Origin of the sequence: Herpetosiphon sp. (assembly GCF_003512625.1) — a bacterium.
In the GTDB taxonomy this organism is placed as follows: domain Bacteria; phylum Chloroflexota; class Chloroflexia; order Chloroflexales; family Herpetosiphonaceae; genus Herpetosiphon; species Herpetosiphon aurantiacus.
In genome coordinates this window covers 125,696-144,739 of sequence record NZ_DOPT01000081.1, presented here as the reverse complement: position 1 = coordinate 144,739, position 19,044 = coordinate 125,696, and the positions used below count along the sequence as shown (strand labels likewise).

The following is a 19,044-nucleotide window of genomic DNA, read 5'->3' as shown; positions in this document are numbered from 1 at the left end:
GGCTTAGGCTCCTACCAACAGACTAACCACGACTGGCAGCTCGGTATCGCGCACATTGAGTTGCTGCGATACAATTCGATACTGACCAGTCTGCAATACCAACCAATTATTTGCGGCTTGTGGTTCCAAACGCAATGGGCTATCAAAAGCTGCGCCAACTTTGCTCAAACATTCCAAGGCTGTCCAAATCTGGGTTGCCGCTTGGTCAAGCGTCCAGCCAGTTTGCTGTTGAATGAGCTTGGCCAGTTGCATGCGCTCAGCGCCAAGCAGATCAAGCCATTGCTCAACGCTGCGTGGGCTAATCGGCTCAAGATCACAGCTAATCGGTTCTTTGGCGGCAACCGCCAGCGTCAATTGGCCATAATGGCTGGCCGAAACCACATAATCTGCTACCTCAGGTTTGCCATCGCTGCGCCGTTGAATTGGCTGACGTTGGCCGATGGCCCGTTGCAGTGCCAAATCGCTGCGTTGTTGGCGTTCGAGTGCGGGATCTGTTTCGACGGCAATGGTCAAACTGGTATGCGGCAAGACTTGGCGCACTTGACGCTCCAGATATGCGCCAAGCAAGCTGGCGGGCCATGCGTCTTTGTAGCCGCTGCCCTCGACGAGCTGCAAACGCAAGCCCTGCCATTCTTCTACGACATTGCCCTGTTGATCGACAGCAATCACATCGTAGGTGAACATGTTGCCATCCCAAGCGCGTTCTTGGGCATAAATCGTCCAATCGCTAGGCTGGCTGGGGCTTTGGCAGCTAATCCGTTCGACCGCGACTGGCAAGACTTGGGCATAAGGCACACACACTTGCAAGGCATGAATCAAGGCATCGCGCATGCCAGCATCGCCTAAAACGCTGCGTTGGGGCAGATAGCGCCCAAACCATGGCTCGTTGCGCGTCGCCAAGTTGGCAATGCAGTGCCGCGCCGTCAGATAGCGATAGTTTTGCAAGCGTTGGAAGCGGCCTTGATGGAACAGCAATGGCTCATAAATATCAGCAACAGGGTCAAGCGTGAGTACTGGCCAGTCAATTTGGTTAGGTGCAGCACCGAAGTTGGCAGGCTGATCGAATCGCGCAATCGCGCTAAAGTGATCGACTTGGAACAAGGTTTCTTGGCTGCGAATCGCCAATTTGACCACGCCCTTGGCAACTTGTAAACTACAAATCCGAATTGTCAGCAGCTCGTTAGCAGGCACAACAATTGGCCGTTGGAGCGCAACCTGCTCAAATGTTGGAATCTGCTGTGAGCCAGTTAAGGCCATGGCAACTTGGGCCATGGCTTCAAGACCAATCACCGTTGGGAAGAGTTGTTCGCCGTGATAGCTATGATCAACCACATATGGATCGTTGGCTGATGAGAGTTGGGCTTCAACAATCAATTCAATCTGCGGATAATACAAACATTGGCGCTCAAGGAAGCGCAGGAATGGCAGCTCGGGCTGAATCGTTTGCAAGGTTGGCAATTCGCCATAGCGTCCAGTGACGACCACATGGCTGCTAGCGATTGGGTTAGCCAGCAAACGCAACAACAAATTGATCCCAGTATCGGGTGGAATTGGGCTGATGCCAGCTTGGAGCAATTGATCGACTCCGCCAAGCCGCACGCCCATGCCAACATCCGACCAAATCGACCATTCGATGCTGAGCCAACGACAATTGGGATAATCGTGTTGGCCTTGCTCAATGATTCGGCGCATTTGCTCGTTGGCCACGGCATAATCAGCATCGCCAGCCAAGCCCATGCGCCCGATGATCGAGCCGAAGCCGACCACAAAGCGCAATTGTTGCTGATCCAGCGCCGCTAAAACGTTGTTTAGACCTTGGACTTTGGGCGTTAACGTTGCCTCGAAACTAGCGCGATCAAGGTTACGAATCAAACTGGGCACGTTGCGGGCAGCGCCATGCAGGACCATCGTCACGATGCCTAATTGAGCTTGAATGGTATTCATTGCCTGCTGTACGCTGGCTGCATCGCCCACATCGACCGCCCAATAACCAACCGTGATGCCTGCGGCTTGCATGCGCTCCAAGTTTTGGGCTAATTCTTGGTCGTTGCTGGGCTGCGAACGCCCCAACAAAGCCAACTTGGCTCCGCTAGCTTTGGCGATTGCATAAACACTTTCGGCGGTGATGCCCTTGCCACCACCTGTCGCCAAAATCACGTCATCGGGGCCGAGCGGTAATTCGCTATCCTCGCCAAGGTGCAGTAATTGCAAGATTGGGCTAGTGCGCCGCCCGTTGTGCTCATAGTGAGCTTCGAGATAGCCAGTGCTGGCCAGCGCTTCGGCCACGATCCAATCGCAAGCCTGGGGGGCATCGATTGGCACATGCACCGCTGCGACCGCTAATTGTGGATTTTCCAAGGCCAAGGTGCGAGCAAAACCCGCCAAGCCCTCGCCATGCTGCACCAATACAAAATGCTGGGGGTTGCTTTGGCTCAAGGCAAATCGGGCGGCCTCAAGCAAGCGCTCAATCGTCGCCGCATCAACGGTTTCGCCAACGCAAACTACCACGCCTTGGCCAACTTGCTGTTGAAAGGCACTGCTCAGCGCATGCGCTAAAGCATAATTTGGCTCGTGGAACAATTGCCATTGGCTAGCCAAGCGGCTAATTTTGGGCGCGGGCACTGGTTGCTCAACTAACGTGATCACGAAACTTTCAACCCACGGCGCAATGCCTGGGTAGCCTGGGGTAACGCTGGGTGTATTGGCACTGTTTTGCAATTCGCTGATGGCTTGGGCCAATTGGCCAACTGTGGCATTGGCATAGCTGGTTGGAGCCAACGGCGGTTGTAAGCCCAAAAGGCGGGCTGCCTCGCTAACAATCTGGCCAACAGTCAACGAATTAAGGTGCAAATCGCCAAGCACATGGTCGCTGTCGTTGATCGAGGCTAGTGGTAACTCGCTGCGAGCAGCCACCAACTCGCGTACAATTTGCAAGGGATCAGTCGCATTGCTGGTGGTTGGGCTGGCAAGCTGGGCGCTAGGGCTGATGGTGAGGCTCAAACTTGGCTGATGATCATCAAGTTGGGCTGGAGCCGTTTCGCAAGGGTTGGTCAAAAAGCTTGGTTCATGGCGCAGATCAAATGGGCGGCTGAAACGGGTTTGGGCTAGATAGCTCAAATCCAACGGGCTGCCCAGCACAAAGGCTGCCGCAAGGCTCTTGAATAAGCCAGCTAGCGAATTGCTTTCAACCTCCAAGGAAACTGCGGGCACGCCGATGCATTCGCTAGCCAGGCGGCTCAAAATCGTGCCTGGGCCAACTTCGATCAGCAAATCGCACTCGCTTAGCCCATCAATCGCCTCAACAAAGCGCACCGGATCAGTCAATTGTTGGCTGAGCAAGCTGCCAAGCTCAACCTGAGCACTGAGTTTTGTGCCAGTGATGGTGGAATAGACGGTACTTTGCAATGGCTGAGCGCTGAGGTTTGCGACATGCGCTTGGAGTACTGGAATCGCTGGCTGCATCATGGGTGAATGAAAGGCATGGGAAACTGCCAAGTTGGTGGCGGCTAAACCTTGCTGCTGCGCCCGTTCAACGAGGGTGTTCATGGCCTCGCGGCTGCCTGCAATTACGGTTTGTTGTGGCCCGTTATAGCCAGCAATTACCGCCTGATCGCCGTTGATCAGGCTTTTGATCGTGCTTGGATCTGCGCCGATGCTGGCCATGCCGCCATTAGCTTGACCATAATTAGCCATAGCGTGGCCTCGTGCTTGCGCCAACTCGATTAAGCTGGCTTGGTCGTAGGCTCCGGCCCAGTGCAAGGCGCTTAATTCGCCCAAACTATGGCCAACAGCAGCGCTGGCGTGGAGCTTAAACTGCTTGAGCAGATGCAAACCAGCCAAGCTTGCCCGCACAATATTGGGTTGGGCGTTGGCGGTGTTAATTTGCTCGGCTTGGCTGAGTTGGGCTTGGCTCAAAAATCGATTCAACTCGGCAAAGCGCTGAAATACGGCGCTTTTGGGGTTGGCTTGGGGCGCACCTTGGCCTGGAAAAAGCAAGCCCAGCGTTGGTTGTTTTTTGCCAATTCCAATAAAAATCTGTTGTTTGAAATCAAGCTGTTGATTGACTCCCGCTTCAAGCTGAGCGATCAACAGATCAAGTTTGGCTGCCAGTTGGCGTGGATTGTTGGCAATCACGGCGGCGCGGGCCAAACCTGTGGAGTTGGTTTGGGCATAGTGGCTCGCCAAATCGCCGAGTTCGGCGTAGGAAAGTTGCTCGGCGCGTTGGCGCAATTGCTGCAATTCAGTCAGCAAGGCTTGACGATCAGCTTTGGCAACCACAATTAATTCGAGATCTTGGCTGTGGTTTTGACCAATAAACGGCTGCCAATTGTACGCTGGTTTGGCTTGCTCAGCTTGTTCGAGTACGATATGGGCGTTGATGCCGCCAAAGCCCATGCTGCTCACACCTGCACGACGCGGGGTTTGTTCAGGCCATGCTTCGGGCGTAGCAAGTACACGCAAGGTTTCCAAGGCACTGTGTGGTTGTTCGCAGCCAGTGGTTGGCGGCAAAATTGCGCTATGCACTGCCAGCGTGGCTTTGATGAAACCTGCAATGCCCGCTGCTGCTTTGGTATGACCAATATTGGCTTTGATCGAACCAACGGCGGCGATTGGTAAATTAGGATTTTGCACGTCAAGGCGGGCTTTGGCGATCGCTTGCAATTCAGTTGCATCGCCAACTGCCGTGCCCGTGCCATGGCCCTCAAAATAGCCCACTTGGTCAATATTGAAGCCAGTGCGCCGATAAGCACGTTTGAGCATTAGCACTTGGCCAGCAACTTCGGGCCGAGTGATCCCGCCGCTGCCATCCGACGAAATGCCCCAGCCGCGAATCACGGCGTAGATCGGGCGTTGCTCGGCGTAGGCATCTTCGGCTCGCATCAAGGTGACAAAGCCACAGCCCTCGCCTGGCCAAAATCCAGCTGAGCGTTGATCGTAAATGCGCATTAAATCGGTTGCCAAGGCTCCGGCGCGGGCAAACCCAACCAACTCAAATGGATCAAGGCTGAGATCGACCCCGCCAGCCAAGGCTACATCAACTTCGCCACTGGCGAGCGCAGTGCAGGCGGTGGTTATGGCTAATAATGATGATGAACATGCGCCATCAACGCTATAGCCGCCGCCCATCAGATCAAAATGGTTGCAAATTCGGCCTGCAATCGTGTTGGATAAACCGCCCGCCAAGGTTTCAGCATCGACAATCGGGAATGGTGCTTTGTAGTTTTGTTCGAGTTGCTGCAAAAATTGGCCACGTTGCTCGCTCGACCAGCCTTCTGCGGCCAAGCCTGCCGCGACCACCCGCCGTACAAACGGCCAGCGCAAGCGCAAGGTATTGGCACGTGAAAACTCGCCAGTTAATGTATTGCCAAGGTACACTCCGGTGCTTTCACGTGGCAAGCCTTGACCATCGGCAAAACCTGCATCACGCAAGGCTTGGTCGGCAACATCGAGCGCTAACCAATGAGCCATATCGGCGGAGCGAAAGCTATGGCCAGGCACGCGAAAACGCACCCGATCAAATTCATAATCACGCAAAACGGCGGCATATTCAACGTAGGTGCTGTCGAGAGCTGCCGGATCGGACGAAATATAATCGAGATTGTTCAGGCGTTGGTCGGGCATGCGCCGAAAAGCGCGGCGTTTGGCAAGGGCCATTTCCCAAAGAGCCTTGGGTGAATCGGCATCGGGGTAGCGACATGCCACCCCGACGATGGCAATAGCGTGGCTCATGCTTCTGCTCCTGAGGCTAGGTTGGGTTGATTTTGGGTTGCTGCCAGGCGTTTGGTGTTCCAAGCGTGGTAGTGCAAATAGGCTCCACGCACAATACACACCAAGGTCAGGGCAATAAACAGCGTGTAGGGAATGTGCAAAATGATCAATAGGCGATACACTGCTGCGACGCTCGCGCCAAAGGCGAATTGCATCCAACCACGGCTGGGCGTTGTACCTGGATCGGTGATCATATAGAAGGTAAAGAGGGCAAAGGCTAAACTGCTCATCGGCAAGAGCGAGGCATTCAAACTATGTCCAGTCACGAACATGGCAAATAGCCCTTGCAAGACAAACCCGCCAACCCAGCCGATAATTAATGGTAGGCGTTTGGTGAAATTGATGTTCAAAAACGAGCCGCTGATGATAATCACCAAAGGCAGCAACAAATCGGCTACGCCATACAGATTTTCGGTAAAGTGGTAAGCCGGAGCGCTCGCCACCGACGTAAATAGCAGCAAGGTCACGGTAATGCCAAAATTTGATGGGTTGAGAAAGTGGCGATAGCCCTTACCTAGCGGCGCACGCAACAAAATTTTGGAGCAAATTGCCACGGCAGCAGCAAAAATAATTGGAGTAACCCGCTGATTCGAATACAGCAACATACTAATTGCCAAGCCCGAAATGTGGGCTGGCAACAGAAAATCAACCAATTTGCCAAAACCACCCATGAAATTGGGCTGCTGCTTTTGCTGGCGAGCCAGCATCACTTCAAACACAATTTCAAGGCTATAGGTGGTTGCTAAGGCCGCCAATACATACGACCATGGCTGCTCAAAGCCAAAAATCGTGCGACCAAGAATATTCAGCAAGCTGATGGCGATGGCAAAACGGCGCAAGGCCATAATTCGAATATCAGGAACGGCAGTTTGCATACAAAAACTCCTTGCGCAATTATTGGCCAAGTATCAAGGTATGGTTGCCTGGTGTGAGTTGGACGACGCTGGTTTGAACACTGCCATCGCGGCCACGCCAGCGCACCGTTACTTCAAGTTGGGTTTGTGGATCAAGTGCCCCTAAGCCAAAGTGCAAATCGTAGCTGCGTTTGCCTGAATGTCCATTGCCGCCATCAACTTGGCTGCTAACCGTGCGACCATCGGGCAATTTGACCGTGACATGCGCTCCAATTGCCGGAATCGCCGCGCTGGTTGGTTGAAAGCCTGTAATATTGCTGGCCTTGCCATCGCTGGCGATCCGCAGGCGTAAACCAAGCGCTTGATTGCTGCTTTGGCTGGTGTTATGGTAGAAGATCGAATCTTCCCATTGGTTGGCTGAGGCAAAATCAAGCTTACCATCGCCATCAACATCGCCAACTGCAATGCCACGGCTGACGGTTGGCGCAAAGCCTAGGGTTTTGGCAAGGTCGTAGTAGCGGCCATCGGCGGCTTGGCTAAAAAATGGGTTAATTTGATGGCCCGCGATATCATCGCCAGCACTGAAGCGCGGCCAACTGGCGGGGTCGGCGAGCAATTGATCGTTGCCTGTTGCCAATTCTTGCAGTTCGGGCCAACGATTGATTGTGCCTTTGACAAAGCCGGTTGCTTGCAAAATTTCGTCGCGCTGGTCGTTATTGAAATCGGCTAGCTTAATATCCCAAGCCCAGCCACTGCGCCCAAAGCCTAGTTGCTCGCTTTGGTCGGTGTAATTGGGCAATTCACTTTGATCGAGTTTGGCGCTGGGATCGCTGACATAGGCAAAATTGCTTTCGTGCAAACCAAACGGTGTGGTGATGTTACTCACAAAAATATCGGGGTGCTGATCGCTATTAATATCGCTGAAATCAACGCCCATGCCCTTGAACGAATCGTGTCCAATCACTTTGGATGTGGGAATCGTGAAGCCCCCGCTGCCCTCAGCCAGTTCTAATTTGATCGTGCCAGGCGTTGAGCGGTTGATTAAAAAACGATCGGGGCCGAAGTCGTTGCCAATGTAGAGTTCTGGCAACAGATCATTGTTGAAATCGTAGGTTCCTAGTGCTAACGTCCAGCCGTGGTTCAACTCGCCGCTCAGCACATCGGGCACAGCCACAAATGGCGCTTGTTCGGTGCTGGTTTGCTGCCAAAGGAAAAAGTGCTTATCGCCGCCGTTGAATGCACGTGACATCGAGGCTTGCATGGTTTGCTTGCGGCTGGATTTGGCATCGAGAATCGCCGCACCATCAGGAAAATAATTGGCAAACAGCAAATCCTGATGGCCATCGCCGTCGAAATCGCTGACCAAGCCAGTGTTGGTAAACCAGCGCTCGCCTGTGGTTACAAGCTCTTGGGCGACATAGCTTTGGCTGCTGAGATCGACATTTGCTCCCTGATATTGTTGGACAAAGATAATTGGCGTGCGCCCCCAGTAATACACAATCAAATCGAGCATGCCATCTTCGTTGATATCGCTGGGCAAACAACCCATCGGAGCCATTGTGCTGGCATCGTATTTAAGGCTGTTTGGATCAAGCGCAAAAGCTGGATAACGCGCGTTGCTGGTTTGGGCTGGTTGTACTACCACTTGATCAATTCGGGTATCGACGTAACAAATATCGTTGGATAAGCCATCGTTATCGAGATCGTTGAGGGCAATCGCCGCCCCAACCGACGAGATCCAAGCATCGATATGGGCCAAACTTGGATTAACTGGGCGGATGAAGCGCTGGGTATGGCCCGCCAATGCGGCAAGGGGCTGCTGCGCAAAGCCAAAACTTTGGCTCAAATCGGCTTGCTCAGCCTGTGAAAGCGTTGGTGGTTGGGCCACGATAAACGTGCCAACTAGCACCGCGACCGCCAGCAACTGGGTTTGGTATTTCAACAAGGTCTGTTTCATACGGCGATGGCCTCTTTCTTCAAGTAACAAGCCCGAATCAACTCTTGCCAATGGTGGTATGAGTCAATTGATCCATTTTGATTGACCCTGAGAAGTTGTTGATCAGTAATAGCCGCCGCTTCAGCCACGCTTTGCTGGCATAAAATCTGGCAGGCCAACTCGCTATGCTCAGGGACGTACCCAGCATGAAGACGTGTTTTGGCGGCAAAACTTACCCCCTGAGTAATCGCGGTGCTATAGGTTGCACCCAATTCGGCGATGGCATGCAAGGCTTCGGGGTTGTTGCTGCCAGCGTAGGTACAAGCTAAGCCAACTCCGGCCCAGAGGTTAATCTGGCGCTCTTGGGCAAAACGGCTGATCACATTGGCAATCATGCGTGGGTTGGAGCTGGTGACAAACCACAAACTACGGCCCAGCCCTTGGTCAAAAATCGCCAGTTGTTTGGCATCGAATTTTTGGGGGTAGTGCTGCTGGATGAACGATTCGTGCCAAGCGAAATAGCCTTGATGAAAGCCATAGCCATCGAGTACCAACCAACGCAAGATCGGGTCAAGCGCTTGCACCACCTTTGGCAGTGTCCAGCGCATCCGTGCAACGGCCCAACCAACCCCAACATGAATAACATAGCGTTGATGCTGGCCTTCGTTGGCTAAAAACGCTTGGACGCGTTGGCCTTTCCATGGTGTAATTTGATCAAGGATTGCCAAGCCCATACCTGTACCTTCGAAGCCAAAACCTTGTAATTGGGGGTCGATCTGCTCAAGTTGCCGTTTGAGTTGACCTAAGCCTTGGTTATCGAGTGCAGCGTGATAGCCATGTAAAAATGTTTTGCCGATTGTTTCAAGCCGTGCTTGATTTTGCCGATCGCCGATGGGAAACCCGCGCCGCGCAAATGTCGCTTCGAGGGGAGAGAGACGCAGTGGGTACGTCAAGACACGGTTAAGCAACATAGAGCCTGCCTTCCTTGTACTGAGATTGTCTACCCTGTTGTTGATGATATGGCTATAAGGGGGAGTGTTTAGCTACAATCTGTCAGATAAGGCCTATACTGTCATAGGACTATTGTGCTATATTCCGGTGATGAGTATTGCGACTAGCGAGCACAACAATAGCGTATTACCAAGGGCTAAATCGTTGTGATGCAATGATATTCTCAAGGCTTGGTTATAGGATATTGACGATACTTGTGGCTTGAGTGATGGATGAGAATGTTTGGAATGGCGCTAGAGTACCATAATTGCCTAGGATTGATCAACTATCTAGACAGATCAAAAAAGCCCACTGGCATTGATTGCGACAGCAGGCTGATGATGCAGGTTATTGGGTAGAGGTACATCCATTGCCGCCGCAACGCGGATCAGCACGATTAATTGAGACACCACAACACCACCAAATCTCGAACGATCTAAAGTACAATCCCTAGTTGTTCTTATGCTACGAATATGTTAAGCTTCGGCTTGAAGATCCTTGTACAGGATTATTTCGCAACATAATAGAGCAAGGAGGATAATTTTTAACAGCAACTTAGGCGCATAATGGCTTAAATGAACCAGCAAAACCCTAACTCAACCACAATCCTCACATACCATCCACAACCCTTTTACCCATTGCTGGAACATTTCCGCCATCAAGAACACAATCTACTGTGGTAACAACAACTTGGCTTTGGGCATATAACATCTCGATCTCCTCGCTACCCACTGTTACCACCCAATACCGCTCCATCTATCAGGGTAATTTTTAATTCGTTGCATCCAACGTGTGATTCACGATAGCCATAGCCGCTAAGACTGGCAGTTTCGGTGTCGAAACCGCTAGTCCGATCAGTCATTGTTTAGATCTCGATTCATCTCAAGGTGATTTAGATCTTGACTGTTTGCGTATCTAAAAGTTTCCTTATAGGAGGTGCTGTGCGTATGATTAGGAGCTTGTGGCAAAAATATCACGGACGTTTGATCGTTAGCCTTATCCTATTGATCTGCTTTGGCTTAGCCCGAGAACCACAGTTATCGGCAGCAGAACGCAGCGAATTAGCCAAATCGTTTCAATTTACCCCCGCAATCCTGCCAACATTAAGTGGTTATCCCCAATCGACTATTCGGACGGTCAATCCGAGCCTGGCCCATATTAGCGCTTGGATCTCATCGGTTGGAGCGGCAATCGCCATCAACGATCTTGATGCTGATGGGTTATCCAATGATATTTGCTATGTTGACCCACGCATTGATCAAGTGATTGTTACTCCCGTATCTCAGGCCAATTTGCGCTACCTGCCATTTGCGCTTAATCCCAGCCCACGGCCCTATAACCCAACCACGATGGCCCCAATGGGATGTTTACCGGGTGATTTCAACGAAGATGGTGTGCTTGATCTCTTGGTTTATTACTGGGGACGCACACCACTGCTGTTTTTCCAACAACCAACCGATGGTTCGCTTACCGCTGAGCGATTCGTTGTCGAAGAACTCATGAGCCAGTCCGAACGTTGGTATACCAGTGCAGGGTTACTTGCCGATTTCGATGGCGATGGCCATCAAGATTTAATTCTAGGAAATTATTTTCCCGATGGAGCGCAGATCTTAGATGAAAACTCGAGCAAGGCTGAGTCGATGCAGGCCTCAATGTCGCGAGCGTTCAACGGAGGAAACAAACACTTCTTGCGCTGGACTGCTCGTCCTGATCAACCATTTGGGGTGCAGTTTATGCCGGTTGAGCAGGTGCTCGAACGCGAACTTAATCATGGCTGGACATTTGCACTCGGTGCTGCTGACCTCAACGGCGACCTGTTACCAGAACTCTATATTGCTAACGATTTCGGCCCTGATCGGTTACTGCTTAATCAATCAACGCCTGGCAAGCTAAAGTTTTCATTACTGGAAGGCCAAGCGGGGTTTAATATCCCAAGCTCAAAAAGGGTCGGCCATGACTCGTTCAAGGGCATGGGTGTTGAATTCAGCGATCTCAACGGCGATGCTATTCCAGATATTCTTGTCAGCAACATTACGACCAATTATGGATTGCATGAGAGTAACTTTGCCTTTCTCAGCACTGGAGATCAAACAGGTTTTACCCAAGGCCTTGCCCCTTACCGCGATCATAGCGAGGCTTTGGGTTTAGCTCGCAGCGGCTGGGGATGGGATATTCGGGTGGCGGATTTTAATAACGATACCAGTCTTGAGATAGTGCAGGCAACCGGATTTGTTAAAGGAACGGTTAATAATTGGCCTGAACTCCAAGAATTAGCAACTGGTAATGATGCCTTATTGGCTGATCCTGCTAGTTGGCCCAGCTTTCAAGCTGGCGATGATATTGCTGGGCATCAAATTAATCCTTTTTTTGTTCGTGATGCCACTGGCCGCTATCACAATCTTGCCGCCGAGCTTAATTTGGATACTCCTCATGTAACCCGTGGCATTGCTACTGCCGATGTTGATGGTGATGGACGCTTAGATTTTGCCTTAGCCAATCAATGGGAATCATCGTGGTTCTATCACAATACAAGCCCGATTAACACCAAAGCGTTGGGCCTTCGCCTACGCCTACCGCTCGACGTTAATCAGCCTTTGGCCGTGTTATCAGGGTATCAGAGCGATCCGACCCCAAGTTTGGCGGCAATTGGCGCAAGCGCCACGATCACCCTTCCCGATGGTCGTACCTTGGTTGCCCAAGTTGATGGTGGTAATGGACACTCCGGCAAACGCAGCTATGATCTGCATTTCGGTTTAGGTGAGCTGAAGGGTGATAGTCAGATTAATGTCGAAATTACCTGGCGAACAAGGGATGGGGAGATTGTAAAAACGCGCCAATTACTCAAACCTGGAAATTATACGATATTGCTCGGCTCGACGAATTGATGCTCTTGCAGCGTTGCTGATTACCAAGCCTCAGAATCAGCAAGGGTAGCGCTAACCTGCGTACAATAGAGGCTCGTTAGATAGGTGTGTGTGAGTATGATCGATCCAAAACCAGATGTGCGGGTGATGGCACTCCGTCGCTTTGCGATTGCCATTACCGTTTTGAACATTTTAGGCCGGACTGTCTTTGGTTTTGAACAGCCATGGTCATATGTTGTGGCCGCACTAGCCACGACCTATGGAATGGAACTATTGCTTGAGTGGTTGGCTGCCCGTGATGAATCACGGCCTGTTCGTTATGGCGGTGGTTGGCGTTGTATAGTCGATTTTCTGCTATCTGCGCATATTACTGGGCTTGCAATTAGTATGCTTGTCTATGCCAACCAGCGGATTTGGCCAATTGTTTTTGCTTCAGCTGTGGCAATTGGCTCTAAAACCCTGTTTCGGGCACCGCATGCCCGCGGCGAACGCCACTTTCTCAACCCATCTAACTTTGGAATTTCAGTGGCATTAGTCTTGTTTCCTGCGGTAAGTATTGTCCCGCCATATCATTTTACCGAAAATATCTATGGCATAGCCGATCTCCTAATACCGGTCATCATCGTCATTTCTGGCTCATTCCTGAATATTCATTTTACGAAACGCTTGCCGCTGATTCTTGGCTGGATTGGCGGGTTCGTCCTGCAAGCAGCCTTAGGAACGATCATCAGTGGACATTTATTTGGGCCGGCATTGCTCCCGATGACGAGTGTCGCCTTTACCCTCTTTACCTTCTATATGATCACCGATCCTGGGACAACCCCTAGTAAACCGTGGCATCAGTGCCTCTTTGGGGTTGCGGTAGCGCTGGTTTATCGCTTATTAATGATGGCAAATGTGGTGTTTGATCTATTCTTTGCGCTTTCGATTGTCTGTATTATGCGGGGAATCTGGCTCCATTATCAGGCTTGGGCTGCCAAACGCAGTTCTATCCAGATCGCAACGTCGAACCTAGCTCCTAGAGTAGAAGCCTAATCTGCTGCTCGTCATTTGAGGAGGTCGCGATGTCCTTGGAATCGGGATTAATCAACGAGGTAAAGGGGAAGCTTGCTGATCAACGAGGAACGCTATCGAGTATTCGCCAGCCATCAAGACCAGACCAGTGGCATGATCACGATCAAACAACCCATTATAGCGCGGCGGTTGAGCGGGTTATTGGCGTAATGCGGGGCCAATCCCATGAATTATTACGGCTGGAACAATTAGCTGATATTGCAAACCTTAGCCCTTTCCATTTTAATCGTATCTTCCGCCAAACGGTTGGGCTGCCACCTGGTAAATTTTTATCAACCCTGCGGCTTGATCGGGCCAAGCGTTTATTGCTTACCACCGATTTAAGTATTACTACAATTTGTTTCGAGGCAGGCTATAGTAGTTTAGGCACGTTTACGACCCAGTTCACCCAGGTTGTTGGGGTTTCACCGCGACGCTTGCGCTTGCTCAGGGCCACATTTGAAACTCCGCGCTTGGATCGTTTACACCACCAATATGTTCATGAAACCAAACCTGATCAACAAGCATTGACGGTGCATGGGAGCATCATTGCCCCAGAAAGCTTTAGTGGCTCGATTTTTATCGGTCTCTACCCAATTGCAGCGCCTTTAGGCCAGCCTGTTAGTTGTGTTTTTCTTAATGCACTTGGCGATTTTCAACTCAAGGCTGAAAAGCCAGGCCGATACCATCTATTTGCAGGAGCTATACCTTGGTCGAATGACCCCTTGGCCTATCTCTTACCTTGTGAACAGACGGCTTGGTTTGCTAGAACCGCCAGTGTTATTATGCTCCGTTCAGATACGTTTACGAGCTGTGGCGTAATGAGTCTACGCCGTCGCCGCCCAACTGATCCCCCACTGCTGACGATACCCTCAGCCCTGACAACCTAAAATCTGCATGCACTCTTCCATTTGAGGTCTCATGGAAGAGTGCCCCCCTTCTTTGACAAAAAATGCGCAATCTAGAAGAAGTAATTAGCCCAAACGTTGCGTATGCTAGCGTCAAGCAATCCAATCACCCTACCAATCCTTCTCGCATTCCACATTCCATTCATCCAAACCACGTACATACCTTTTCTGATCAATCCATATTGCTAAAAACACTTGGCAAATTCACAAACCCAATGGCTAGCGTTAATCCATGCGTGGGTTGATGCAGGCCTCAGGGTGCTGAACGTTGGTGGCTCTAAACAAAAGGAGTTGCATGATGAAGCCACTCGAACTCATTCAGGCCATTCGAATGATTAAACGCCAAGCCCTTGCGCAATCGACCCAACTTGCCCAACTAAGGCAAGCTTTGATTGCCTTTGTCTCGGAGCCAGCCAATCGCCAAGTTAATCTTACGAATACTAGTTGTGGATTGTATACGCGGATCTTGCTTAATTCCTTTGATGATGATTTTCAAATTGTGGTTGTGTTGTGGGGACCCCAAAGTGCCAGCCCAATTCATGATCATAATGGAACTGTTGGGGCGGTTGCTGCCTTAGCTGGACATACCATCGAAGCAAAATATCAGATTCTCCGCACCGAAGCTCAGCGTGCATGGCTCCAAAAGCAAGAAACAAGCGTATTAGAGGCCACCTATGTAACCCCGATCTTACCTGATGAAACGAGCCAACTCCACGATATGGTCAACGCAACTGATACCTGGGCAGCAACAGTTCATATTTATCTTACGCCGATCACCGATTTTTATATTTACGAGCCCCAGCCTGATGGAACATATATCATGGTCGAGCGCAAACTCTGGTTCGATGGTGATAATGCTTGGCAAACTTGGCAGACTCCACTTCAGCAAGAAGTCTTGGGATCAGGCTCCTAGCGAAGGAACTATAGCGTATGACGTATGGCCCACCAGCGCACACAAGTTTTGATCATTCAAGCATTACGCATCAACAACAGGCCGTTCGGCAGGTCGTTGAAACGATGCGGCAGAATTTCTGGAATCCTATGTCGCTGAATGATATGGCTGAAATGGCTAACTTCAGTCCATGTTATTTCAACCAAGTATTTCGTTCGATTGTGGGAATTCCGCCCAGCCGCTATTTGACGGCACTCCGGATAGATGCCGCCAAACGTCTTTTGATCGATACGACCCTGCGGGTGATCGATATTTGCTACGAGGTTGGCTATAACAGCCTCGGAACCTTTAGTTCACGTTTTACCGAGTTGGTAGGTATTTCACCGCAAGGGTTTCGCGAGTTAGCCGATCAAGACAATTGGCGCTTGTTTCAGGCGTTTCTCCAAGCCCAAAAACGAGCATTACCAAGCGTATTTCATTCACACAAACAAATCGCTATGGGTTCGGTTTATGCCCCTCAAGCAACCCAAACACCCGTTGCGATTAAAACCAAGCGGCCAGCAACACCCACCCTAATTGGCTTGTATCCCTTACCAATGCCTCAAGGCAAGCCGATTGCCTATACGATTGCGCCTGCATCCCGCTTATATATGCTTCCACCCGTTGCCGATGGCCGTTATTACGTTTTTGCAACAGCATTCGAGTGGTCGCAAGACCCTCGATCGTTTTTATTACTCGATTGGCAACGAGAAGATCTTTTGGTTGGCATGGGTGATCGGCCCTTATGGGTTCGTAATGGTCGCTATCAAAACCATATTGATCTCAATCTGCGCCCAATGCAGCCAACTGATCCGCCCCTTCTTAGCGCATTGTTTTATTTTATGGTACTTGCTCAGCAACAGCTTGAGCTTTTTGTCCAAAGGAGTTAGTCCATGACCTCAAGTGCAACTGAAAAAGCCTTGTTAGAACCAGCCGACGATGTTCCAGTGATCCGAGGATTGCCGAATATCCAAACAAACCAGTACACAATCTCCGTCCTTACTGCCGATGCCTCTTCAAAAGCTTTAACCACGATTCAAAAACAAATTGTTTCGGCGATCCATGTGCATAGTTTGACCCAACTCCCAGCGTTGCATAAGGTTGTCGATACCATGTTTATTGTAACGGCCCATGCCCCGACGACCCTTAAGCGCGGCGATGTATTGGCCGTCGATCAACGTTCTAATCGGATTTCGCTGCTCCGTGATGGCCAAAGCCGCCCATATTTAGATATTTCTAGCGCCTATCAGGCACATCTTTGGGATGTCGCGGTCAATTCAGATCGCAGTCGGGTGTATGTTTCGATGAGTGGTATGCGTGGCCCTACGGCCTCACACGTTGGGGTTGCCGGAACCAGCGCCGTTCTTGAGATTGATGCTCAAAGCGGCAATTTGCTGCGAGCTTTTACGGCCTATGATGAGGTCTCAGGCCTGCCTTACCAAGATCAGATGCTTGATTTGGCTGGTTTAGTGATCACTCCTGATGATACACAAGTGCTTGCCTGCGATTTTAACAATTGGCAAGGCAATGGCAAGGTCATCGCGATCAATCTTCAGACTGGCACGATTTCAGTGCTTGCCGATGAGCTTGATCAGCCCTCGACGCTAAGTGTTGATGGCCCAGATCATGTGTTGGTTGCGAATACCCGTCAACCGCATGGCAAAGCTAGTGGCGGCCAGATTATTCGGATCAATACCCGAACTGGCACAAAAGAGATCGTTGGCGAAATCTCGGGGGTTGATGCCTCGCTGGTTGGAGTTGTACGGCTACCTGATGGTTCATTCGCAGGCACGATGAGCGAAGGCACCCAAGAAAAATGTATGGTTTTTCATATGGAGGCCGGCAGCAGCCAGCATCGGATTATCTGGCATCCTCAGCCTGGCTTTCTTGGCTCGGGAATTTCAGTTCAGGACGATACATTATGGGTTGCTGAAACGCTGCGTGGACGAGCGTACCAGCTTGATTTTAACGGCAATATTAAGCAATTTGTTCAAGTATACGCCGGAGTTGACCAAGATAACCTTGAGTTTATGTTCCGCGGCTTTGATACGCTCGAGAGCGTTCAAGTTGTGGCCTAAGTCTGTGCCTATGAAGCCTTGCATGGGCGGTTTGGGAGGATTTGATCATGGCTGATTCTCAGTCGGTACCACCAATTGAACTTGTGACCTATATCAATGTTGTACCCGCACGCGTCTATGAGACCCTGACAACGGGTGCAGGATGGGACGCGTGGTTTACCCAAGGAACAACAATCGACCCTCGGCCTGGAGGCAAGATTCACTTGCGTTGGCAGAATTTTGGGGCTGGCCGTTGGACTGCCGAAGATGGCGGCCCGGTACTTGAGGCCTTACCTGCCCAACGCTTTGTATTTCAGTGGTCGCCAAGTGGTGAGCCAACAACCGTAGCCTTTACATTAAAGCCGCTTGGCACTGGAACGTTCGTCCATTTGGTCGAACAAGGCTACAAGCAAACGACCTCATCACTTCAAGCATGTTTAGGCTGTGCTACTGGCTGGGGTGAGGCGCTCACGCTTTTGAAATTTTACCTTGAACACGGCATCACCTATGGAACAGTTCCTCCAGCAGCTGCCGAACTCGTAGCAATTCAAGCTGAAGGTTAAAGTAAAAAAACGTTAAAAGATCGAAAGATCGAAGAACACAAGCAGATACCGATAGCGCATACTAAGGGTAGGCGCAAGCAGCAATACGGGAATTCTCCAACCGCCTATAGGTTCTCAATGGCTAACTTAAGGAGTTCTCAGATGTTGAAACAACAAATGGCAACCGGATCAAACACGTCGGATTTGAACAACCTGATCGTTAATCAATCCTTCCAAGATATTGCGGAACGCTTCCGCTTTGGTGCACCTCCGGTCTCCCACCTGGCCAATTTTGATGCCCGTAGTGATGCTGAATTGCTGAAGGCTGCTGCTGATCATCCTAGTGCCTTGGAGCGCGAACGCGCACTCTGGGAATATGCTCATCGTAATCAAAAGGCTGCTTTAGCTGTTTTGAGCAATCACCTTAACATTGAAAGTGACCCATCAGTCCGCTGGAATTTGCTCTGGTTGATGGTTAAGGTCGGCGAAGATGCAGCCGTACCAGCGTTAACTGCTGCCTTGAGTGATCCCCATAGCGAAGTCCGTGACTGGGCGACCTTGTTTCTCGAAGAATTAACAGGTCAAGAATATCCGATGGTCTACAACGAAGTTCAATATGAAAATGATCGCACCTTCGACCAAACCTTGCCATTGCAAATTGCAGGCTTTGCCGATGTGAATGTTCCTGGCATGGGTTGGGTACAGGCCCGGCTCTCACCTCAATGGTTTTCATCAATCCTTGGTCGGGTATTAGCTTGTACCAATAGCTCAAGCTTTATGAGCGATCTAGTGATTGAGAAAGAACTGTTGAACTACCATGAAGATGGCAGCAACCACTACGAAACCTTTATGTTCCGTGGCGCTTCCTACCCTATCACCGATACCGTAACCCAGCACATCTATGAATCGAACACGATGCGCCCATTCTATCAATCGGGCAAAGTTAAAGTTGGGGCACCGATTGTTACTCCTGTATCGTTGGCTCGTGCTGCTGGTACCGAGCGCCTACGCCCTGGCAAACTCAAAGAAATGAACATGCATGCCTCAGATGGAGTCGAGGGCGCACGTGGCGAACGCTTGCGCGAAGTTGGGATTGTGCGCAGTGTGCGTGGTCGTTTCTGGGGCTGGGCCCACACTGAT

13 protein-coding genes are annotated in these 19,044 nt (G+C 50.8%); 8 read left to right on the top strand and 5 right to left on the bottom strand.

What is annotated here, in order from left to right:
- Window positions 1-3: 3 nt before the first annotated feature.
- The 5 genes from DEF47_RS17885 to DEF47_RS17865 form a co-directional block, all read right to left on the bottom strand.
- The gene (locus DEF47_RS17885) at window positions 4-5,730 is read right to left on the bottom strand and encodes a type I polyketide synthase (protein ID WP_012188422.1); all 5,727 of its coding nucleotides are present in this window, start codon (window positions 5,728-5,730) and stop codon (window positions 4-6) included.
- Window positions 5,727-6,644 carry a hypothetical protein gene (locus tag DEF47_RS17880; protein ID WP_012188423.1) on the bottom strand — a complete coding sequence of 306 codons (918 nt, stop codon included), beginning with the start codon at window positions 6,642-6,644 and terminating at the stop codon, window positions 5,727-5,729. Before DEF47_RS17880 ends, DEF47_RS17885 begins: the two co-directional genes overlap by 4 nt.
- A 19-nt stretch (window positions 6,645-6,663) precedes the next feature.
- The gene (locus DEF47_RS17875) at window positions 6,664-8,580 is read right to left on the bottom strand and encodes a CRTAC1 family protein (RefSeq protein WP_012188424.1); all 1,917 of its coding nucleotides are present in this window, start codon (window positions 8,578-8,580) and stop codon (window positions 6,664-6,666) included.
- On the bottom strand, window positions 8,577-9,530 hold the full coding sequence (locus DEF47_RS17870) for a DUF1702 family protein (protein ID WP_012188425.1): 954 nt from the start codon (window positions 9,528-9,530) through the stop codon (window positions 8,577-8,579). The genes DEF47_RS17875 and DEF47_RS17870 overlap by 4 nt, the downstream gene beginning before the upstream one ends.
- 743 nt (window positions 9,531-10,273) lie before the next feature.
- The gene (locus DEF47_RS17865) at window positions 10,274-10,411 is read right to left on the bottom strand and encodes a hypothetical protein (protein WP_287045262.1); all 138 of its coding nucleotides are present in this window, start codon (window positions 10,409-10,411) and stop codon (window positions 10,274-10,276) included.
- A gap of 85 nt (window positions 10,412-10,496) precedes the next feature.
- Here DEF47_RS17865 and DEF47_RS17860 point away from each other — a divergent pair, with 85 nt between their 5' ends.
- The 8 genes from DEF47_RS17860 to DEF47_RS17825 all read left to right on the top strand — a co-directional run.
- Window positions 10,497-12,434 carry a CRTAC1 family protein gene (locus DEF47_RS17860; protein ID WP_012188426.1) on the top strand — a complete coding sequence of 646 codons (1,938 nt, stop codon included), beginning with the start codon at window positions 10,497-10,499 and terminating at the stop codon, window positions 12,432-12,434.
- A gap of 96 nt (window positions 12,435-12,530) precedes the next feature.
- Entirely contained in the window at window positions 12,531-13,448 is a 918-nt protein-coding gene (locus DEF47_RS17855; RefSeq protein ID WP_012188427.1) for an RnfABCDGE type electron transport complex subunit D, read from the top strand.
- 29 nt (window positions 13,449-13,477) lie between these two features.
- A complete protein-coding gene (locus DEF47_RS17850) occupies window positions 13,478-14,356 on the top strand; it encodes a helix-turn-helix domain-containing protein (RefSeq protein WP_012188428.1) in 879 nt (292 codons plus the stop codon).
- A 313-nt stretch (window positions 14,357-14,669) separates the two neighbouring features.
- Window positions 14,670-15,287 (top strand): cysteine dioxygenase, encoded by a 618-nt coding sequence (locus DEF47_RS17845; protein WP_012188429.1) that lies wholly within the window; start codon window positions 14,670-14,672, stop codon window positions 15,285-15,287.
- Between the two features lie 17 nt (window positions 15,288-15,304).
- Window positions 15,305-16,195: a helix-turn-helix domain-containing protein gene (locus DEF47_RS17840; protein WP_012188430.1), complete on the top strand. Its 891-nt coding sequence runs from the start codon at window positions 15,305-15,307 to the stop codon at window positions 16,193-16,195.
- Window positions 16,196-16,198: 3 nt separating this feature from the next.
- Entirely contained in the window at window positions 16,199-17,383 is a 1,185-nt protein-coding gene (locus DEF47_RS17835) for an NHL repeat-containing protein (RefSeq protein ID WP_012188431.1), read from the top strand.
- 47 nt (window positions 17,384-17,430) lie between these two features.
- On the top strand, window positions 17,431-17,925 hold the full coding sequence (locus DEF47_RS17830) for an SRPBCC family protein (protein WP_012188432.1): 495 nt from the start codon (window positions 17,431-17,433) through the stop codon (window positions 17,923-17,925).
- Window positions 17,926-18,066: 141 nt separating this feature from the next.
- Window positions 18,067-19,044 (top strand): HEAT repeat domain-containing protein (locus tag DEF47_RS17825; RefSeq protein ID WP_287045261.1); only part of this gene is annotated, 978 nt, incomplete at its 3' end.